The organism is Candidatus Omnitrophota bacterium, from assembly GCA_030695905.1.
GTDB lineage: Bacteria > Omnitrophota > Gorgyraeia > 2-01-FULL-45-10 > 2-01-FULL-45-10 > CAZHPY01.
The window spans coordinates 245268-252627 of record JAUYOL010000036.1 but is presented as its reverse complement, the minus strand read 5'-3'; the positions used below and the strand labels follow the sequence as shown (position 1 = coordinate 252627).

The following is a 7360-nucleotide window of genomic DNA, read 5'->3' as shown; positions in this document are numbered from 1 at the left end:
TATCCAAATAATAGAATGGGCACAAAAAGAATCTCTTGCTTCGGCAACTGGCTGTCTCGCTTCGCCGTCCGACGTGAAAACTTTAAGCGCGGCTTCGCAGGGACCCTATAGCTTTGTGCCCTATCCTTTCGGATAGTTTACCGTGCCCTGCACCTGAGCCACAAAGTGGCGAATGGTACAGGGTTTTATCGACAAAAATCGCTAAATCTAAAAGAACAACCTTTCACATCTCTTTACATAATAAGTATATCATATGATTATTGTAGTATCAAGTATATATTACTTAATGTTGGTTCTCTTAACATTTATGTTTGCCACGGTAGATTTGGTCACATTTAGCACAAGTTGTAATAAATTTTATATATTGACATATATTGTCGGCAAGCTATAATAATTAAATATGGATGGGGTAACGAGCGCGGAAATTAAAGCAAAAGCAGCTGCGATGTTCGTGGGCTTTTCCGAAATTCTGGAAAAGGACGTTCTTGATGCCGATAGAAAGTTCATAGGCAAAGTGTGGGATGTCTCCGCGAAGATGAGCGATGTTTATCCTAAATCCGATGAGCTTATTGTAAGAAAAGGTTTTATTAATAGGGCATACGCGTGTGTGCCTTTTTTGTCAGTATTAGAAGTGGATGAGGAGATAGTTTTAAACTTAAAATCAGGCGATATTAAATTTGAGCGCGAGCCCAAGAGCTATGAATTTTTACTTAAACGCGATATTCTGGACCAGCAGGTTGTAGATACCCATAACCACAAAGTAATACGCGTTAATGATATACATCTGTTAAAGATAGATCATGAGCTTATGGTCGCTCATGTTGATATAGGCCTGCGCGGCCTGATGCGCCGGCTTGGATGGGAAAGGTGGATAGATATCTGTTTGAAAGCCATAAATCCTGATTCCGCATATCTCAAAAAAGATGACATGGTCTCATGGAAGTACGTCCAGCCCGTAGCTGTAAATTCCGCGAGCATGACGATGAAGCTCTCGGTATCGCAAAAACAGCTTCTTTCGATACCTCCGGCAGATTTTGGCGAGATTATGCAGGACCTTAACATTAACCAGAAGATGGCTCTCTTTAGGGCCATAGATGTTAATACAAGGGCGAGAATATTCGAAAATCTTGAATTTGATGATCAAAAAGCCATATTGAACGAATTAGACAAAAAGGAAGCGGCAGAGGTGGTAGCGAATATGTCTTCGGACGAAGCGACCGATCTATTGGGTAAATTGTCCAGAAATGCCGTTGATAATATACTCACCCTGATGAGTTCCGACAGAGCCAAGAAGCTTTCCACGCTATTGGGATACTCCAGTGATTCCGCGGGCGGCCTTATGACAATGGAATATGTATCGATGCTGTCTACAATGTCTGTTGAGGCGGCGATAGAATATATAAAGAATCAGACTAAAGATGTTGAGACGGTGCCTTACATATATATAGTTGATGAGACCCAGCGCCTTAAGGGCGTGACTACTATACGAAAACTATTGTTTTCAGATCCGAAGGAGATAGTCGTAAATACCATATTTCCATCCACAATATATATAAAACTGAGCGATAGCGTGAAAGAAGTGGCGCATCTTATGGATAAATACAAGGTATCCGCCCTGCCGGTTGTGGACGAGAACAAGATTATGCACGGTATAATAACTATAGACGATATACTAAGCCAGGTCGTTTCTATAGCTTGGAGAAAAAGACCTAAGAAAGTAAAGGGTTTATAGAGTGAATAGCCAGGACACGATAAGAAAACCCGCCCCCTGGAAGAGCTTGCTAATATTTTTAAGCGTAATGGGGCCCGGGATAATAACCGCTAATGTTGATAATGATGCCGGCGGTATCGCTACCTATTCCGTCGCCGGCGCGCACTTCGGATATTCAACTCTATGGATATTTCTTCCTATGATGGTAGCGCTTATCATTATACAGGAGATGTGTTCGAGGATGGGGGTGGTTACCGGCAAGGGCCTTGCGGATCTGATAAGAGAAAAATTTGGCGTAAAGATAACATTTTACGCGATGGCGGCATTTTTATTATCGAATTTTACGAACACAATCTCTGAATTTTCAGGCATAGCCGCAAGCTGCGAAATATTCGGCATATCCCGCTACATTTCGCTTCCGATCTCAGCGATAATAATATGGTGGATAGTGGTTAAAGGCACGTACAAGTCTGTAGAAAAGGTATTTTTAATCGCATGTTTATTTTACGTTGCCTATGTGGTAACGGGCTTTATGGTTCACCCATCATGGAGCGTTGTATCAAAAGAAGTGCTTCATCCGCAATTCAGCTTTAATAAAGCGTATATACTTATGGTAATGGGTATAATAGGAACAACAATAGCTCCCTGGATGCAGTTTTATCAGCAGTCTTCTGTGGTAGAGAAGGGTATTAATATCAAGGACTATAAATACGCAAGGCTGGACGTTATAATAGGCGGTGTAGTCGTCAGCATAGTGGCTATGTTTATAGTCATATCCTGCGCGGCCACGCTATTTAAAAGCGGCGTAAGAGTCGAGACCGCAAAGGACGCAGCCCTTGCGTTAGAGCCATTGGCCGGCCGTTATTGTTCCGCACTCTTCGCATTTGGCCTGCTCAATGCATCCGTATTTTCGGCGATGATATTGCCGCTTGCCACGGCCTATTCTGTCTGCGAAGGGTTGGGCTGGGAGACCGGTGTAGACAAGAGATTAAAAGAGGCGCCGCAATTCTACTTTTTATTCACAGCTCTTATTATACTTGGCGCAGGCGTGATAATGTTTCCGCAGGTAAACCTTATAATGGTAATGCTCCTTTCTCAGGCGGCAAATGCTGTATTTCTGCCGTTTGTGCTCGTCTTTATGCTGCTTCTGATAAACGACAAACGCCTCATGGGGCAATACAGAAATTCAAAATTTTTCAACATAATTGCGTGGGCAACTGTTATAATAGTTGCCTCGCTTACTGTCGCGTTAACCATAACAACATTTTTTAACAAATGAAATTATTAGAATTCATAATCCTTATAATTCTTGTTCTGCTGGCTGCTATAACCGCAGCGTCGGAGATCTCCGTCATAGCGGCGAATAAGGTTAAATTAAGACGCCGTGCGGCCGAAGGGTCTAAAACCGCCAAGACACTGCTTAATATACTTCAAGCCCCTGAAAAATTCTTTGGAACGATACTGGTAGCTAATAACATAGTAGGCGCTCTTATAGCATCCTTAGTTACAGCTATAATGATACATTTTGCTGGAGAAAAAAATTGGGTAGTTCCGGCGGCAACAGCCATAGTCTCGTTTTTAATTATTGTTTCGGAAGTATCAGCAAAAACATTCGCGGTTCGCAATTCCGACAGATTAGCAACAAGACTGGCCAGGCCCATTAAAGTGCTGATAAACTTGCTGTCACCGGTGGTCAAGATCCTTGGAGTTATAACAAATTTTATTGTGAATCTTCTGGGCGGCAAGCCCCAAGCTAAAGATTCACTGGTTACGGAAGAAGAGATCAAAGCTCTCATAAAAGTAGGCGAAGAGGAGGGGGTTCTCCATAAAGAAAAACTTAGGATGCTGACAAAGGTATTCGATTTAAGCGAGACTGTTGTCAGAAGTGTAATGAAGCCTAAGAGCGAAATGGTCATGATAGACATAAACGCGAACGTCGACGATATAATCGATAGGGTACTCGAATCCGGCTATTCCAGGCTCCCTGTCTACAAGGAAAAAGAGAATAATATTATCGGTGTAATAAATATGAAGGATCTTTTGACGCTATCTGTGAATAAGGGCCTGATAGTCCTACAGGATATCCTTTATCCGCCTGCGTTCGTTCCCGGTTCAAAAAAAGTCATAGACCTATTAAAAGATTTTCAAAAAGGGCACACTCACCTTGCCATTGTGCTCGATATGAAAGGTGTGGTAGAAGGCCTGGTAACGCTTGAGGATATCTTAGAAGAGATAGTAGGGGAGATAGAGGATGAATACGATATCCGGGGCACGGCCAAAGTCAAAAAAAGTAAGGACGCATGAGAAAAAACGGCCTCTTCAAAGGGCTGAATAAAAATATCATAGTATTAAGCATTACAAGCTTCTTCACAGACATCTCATCCGAGATGTTATATCCCATAATCCCTATATTTCTGACCAGTATTCTTGGCGCGCCGGTTGCCATAATGGGGCTGATCGAGGGCGCGGCTGAAGCCACAGCCAGTTTAATGAAAGTTTTTTCAGGGTGGCTTTCGGACCGGTTTCGCAGACGCCAGCCATTCGTTACGTTCGGGTATTTCTTGTCATCGATAGGCAAGCTTCTTCTGTTTCTTGCCTATGCGTGGCCCATGGTATTTTTTGCGCGTTTTGTCGACAGGTTAGGCAAGGGCATAAGGACGTCGCCGCGCGACGCTCTTTTGGCTGATTCGACCGCTATTGAATACCGCGGAAAGGCATTCGGCTTTCATAGGGCTATGGATACTCTGGGGGCATGCCTTGGCCCTATACTGGCGCTTTGGCTCCTGGCCATATTAAAGGATAATATACGCCAGGTATTTCTAATAGCGTTTATACCCGCCATTTTAGCTGTCGTGGTACTCTTGCTATTTCTAAAAGAGAAGCCTAAAGTCGCTGAAAATAGGGACAGACACCATTTTTCCCGGATCGATATTTGGAAAAATGGTGTCTGTCCCAAATTTAAAAAATTCATCCTGATCTCATCCATATTTGCCATTGGGAATTCGAGCGATGCTTTTCTTATCATTCGCTCAAAGGATATAGGCCTTTCAATCTCGCTTGTTATACTGGCATATGTCGTATACAATATATCGTATTCAGCGCTATCTTTCCCATTTGGAATATTATCGGACAAGATAGACCGCAAGTGGGTTATAGTTGGGGGCTTCTCCATATTTGCCATGGTATATTTGGGTTTCGGGCTATATGCCACGCGCTTTACCGTATGGGTGCTTTTTGCGGTCTATGGTTTCTACATGGCGATGACGGATGGGGTAAGCAAAGCATATATTGCGGATATGGTTCCCGCTGAATCCAGGGCTACGGCGATAGGGTTGTATTACTGCGCTACAGGCATTCTGGTTTTATTAGCGAGTGTAATAGCGGGCCTTTTGTGGACTTATGTAGGGGCCAGCGCGCCGTTTGTTTACGGCGCAATTACCGCGGGTATTTCGGCTATATTATGCGTATTCTTATTGTAGAAGACGAAAAGAAGATAGCGTCGCTGATAAGACGCGGCCTTAAAGAAGAGGGCTATGCGTCGGATATCGCCCAGGACGGAGTCGAGGGCGAGTTTCTTGCCACCACCAACCAATATGACGTTATAATTTTGGATGTTATGCTCCCAAAGTTAGACGGTGTAGGTCTTTGCAAATCTTTAAGGACCAGAAAAATAACCACTCCCATAATAATGGTTACCGCTAAAGATTCCGTAGACGATAAAGTCAGAGGGCTCGATTCGGGGGCCGACGATTATCTGACAAAGCCATTCGCGTTCGAAGAGTTACTGGCAAGGGTAAGGTCGCTCTTACGCAAACACGATAACCAGGCGTCTTCTACGCTAAAATTTAACGGCCTCGAGATGAATCTTATTTCGCATAAAGTTACTAGAGACGGAAAACAGGTAGAGTTGACAGCGAAAGAATACGCTCTTTTGGAATACCTTATGCGCAATGCCGGCTCGGTGATAACCAGGACTATGATATCCGAACACGTATGGGATATCAATTTTGATACAGACACAAATGTTATAGATGTATACATAAATTACCTTCGCAGGAAGATAGACGATGGGTTTAAAAAAAATCTTATTCATACAATCCGCGGGCGCGGTTACATTTTAGAGGATTAAAATGTTCTTCAAATCTATACGTTTCAAAATAGTGCTCTGGTATATGGGGTTATTGACCATCACACTTCTCGCGTTCAGCGTGCTGGTGTACCAGAATTTTAAAAATGTCTTGTATGGAGACCTGGACGATCTTTTAAGCTCACGCGCGGGAGGTATTGCCAGCGCCATATCTACGTATTGGGAAATAGAAGAGATGAAGAATTCCGAATCCGGCAAGTCTTCAGCGCCCGCCACCCAGGCCGATACAGATAAGTTTTTGACAATGGCAAGTAACTGGGTTATAGAAAAGTCCAAAGACCCCAGCCTTATGAGTATCTATGCCCAGATACTTGATGTTAACGGCAAAAAATTAGTATCCTCCAAAAACGCTCCGAAGATATATACTCTCTCCGAAGACGATCTTGATTATATCCTGGAGGGTAAAGATAGTTTTGATACGCTCAAAGGAGAGGCGCAGCCCGGCAAGCCTATAGCGTTCAGAGTCTATACCAAACCTGTGCAGCAGGACGGTAAGATCAAATATCTTATCCAGGTCGTAAGCGCGCAGGGCCTGATATATATCGCCTTAAAAGGGTTAAGAATTTTGCTATTCGTTCTTCTGCCCATCACTGTAATTATTACGGGAATAGCTGGAGCGTTTTTAGCGCGCTTAACATTACGTCCGGTTGATCACATGATAGATACTCTAAAGAAGATCACGGCGGAAAACTTGAAATTAAGGATACATCTACCCGATACTAAGGATGAGATAAAAAGGCTTGCCGATACATTCAATGACATGATAGAGCGGCTGGACAAGTCCTTTACGTCACAGCATGAGTTTATACAGGACATATCTCATGAGTTAAGAACACCGCTTACGATACTTAAGGGTGAGCTTGAAGTCACTCTAAAAAAATTGAGATCGCCGGAGGAATATGAAGCTGTGCTTAATAGCAGCCTTGAGGAGATAGGCAAGATGTCGCGTGTAATAGAGGATCTTCTGGCATTGGCGAGATTTGACAATAATCAGGTCGCGCTCGAGATAAGAAGGGTGGATCTGGGCGGCGTGCTTAATCGCGTTATGGACGACATGAAGATATTGGCTCAACAGAAGGACATAGACACATCGCTATCGCGGCAGGATAATCTTATATTGGATGGAGACGAGGATCAATTAAGGCGGTTATTCGTAAACCTGTTCGACAACGCCATAAAATATACATTGAGAAAAGGCAAAGTCATAGTGATGGCGCAGAAAGACGGCAGCCATATAAAAGTGGTGGTAAGCGATACCGGCATAGGCATCCCCGAGGAAGAACTGCCTTACATATTTGACAGATTCTATCAGGTTGCGCGCGCAAGGCGCACCAATCACGGATTCGGCCTGGGGCTTAGCATAGCAAAGTCGATCGTCGAGTCTCACCGAGGCGTTATATCAGTTACAAGTCAGCCTAACCAAGGCGCCACTTTCACAGTTTCCCTTCCGCTTTCGTATCCTGTTTGAACCGGAGACGCTTTCCAAGTCAATCGGGAAGCTG

At 43.7% G+C, this 7360-nt stretch carries 6 protein-coding genes and 1 riboswitch; all 6 genes read left to right on the top strand.

Features of this window, described 5'->3' with window-relative positions; genetic code table 11:
• Positions 1–39: 39 nt before the first annotated feature.
• Positions 40–152: riboswitch (cyclic di-GMP riboswitch) on the bottom strand.
• A 248-nt stretch (positions 153–400) separates the two neighbouring features.
• The 6 genes from Q8R38_06575 to Q8R38_06550 all read left to right on the top strand — a co-directional run bounded on the left by Q8R38_06575 (position 401) and on the right by Q8R38_06550 (position 7326).
• On the top strand, positions 401–1732 hold the full coding sequence (locus tag Q8R38_06575; GenBank protein MDP3791690.1) for a CBS domain-containing protein: 1332 nt from the start codon (positions 401–403) through the stop codon (positions 1730–1732).
• Positions 1733–1799: 67 nt separating this feature from the next.
• Positions 1800–2990 carry an Nramp family divalent metal transporter gene (locus Q8R38_06570; protein ID MDP3791689.1) on the top strand — a complete coding sequence of 397 codons (1191 nt, stop codon included), beginning with the start codon at positions 1800–1802 and terminating at the stop codon, positions 2988–2990.
• Positions 2987–4015, top strand: coding sequence for a hemolysin family protein (locus Q8R38_06565; protein MDP3791688.1), 1029 nt, complete (start codon positions 2987–2989; stop codon positions 4013–4015). The genes Q8R38_06570 and Q8R38_06565 overlap by 4 nt, the downstream gene beginning before the upstream one ends.
• Positions 4012–5190: an MFS transporter gene (locus tag Q8R38_06560; protein MDP3791687.1), complete on the top strand. Its 1179-nt coding sequence runs from the start codon at positions 4012–4014 to the stop codon at positions 5188–5190. Before Q8R38_06565 ends, Q8R38_06560 begins: the two co-directional genes overlap by 4 nt.
• Positions 5172–5840 (top strand): response regulator transcription factor, encoded by a 669-nt coding sequence (locus tag Q8R38_06555; protein MDP3791686.1) that lies wholly within the window; start codon positions 5172–5174, stop codon positions 5838–5840. The genes Q8R38_06560 and Q8R38_06555 overlap by 19 nt, the downstream gene beginning before the upstream one ends.
• A gap of 1 nt (position 5841) precedes the next feature.
• The gene (locus Q8R38_06550; GenBank protein MDP3791685.1) at positions 5842–7326 is read left to right on the top strand and encodes an ATP-binding protein; all 1485 of its coding nucleotides are present in this window, start codon (positions 5842–5844) and stop codon (positions 7324–7326) included.
• Positions 7327–7360 lie beyond the last annotated feature (34 nt).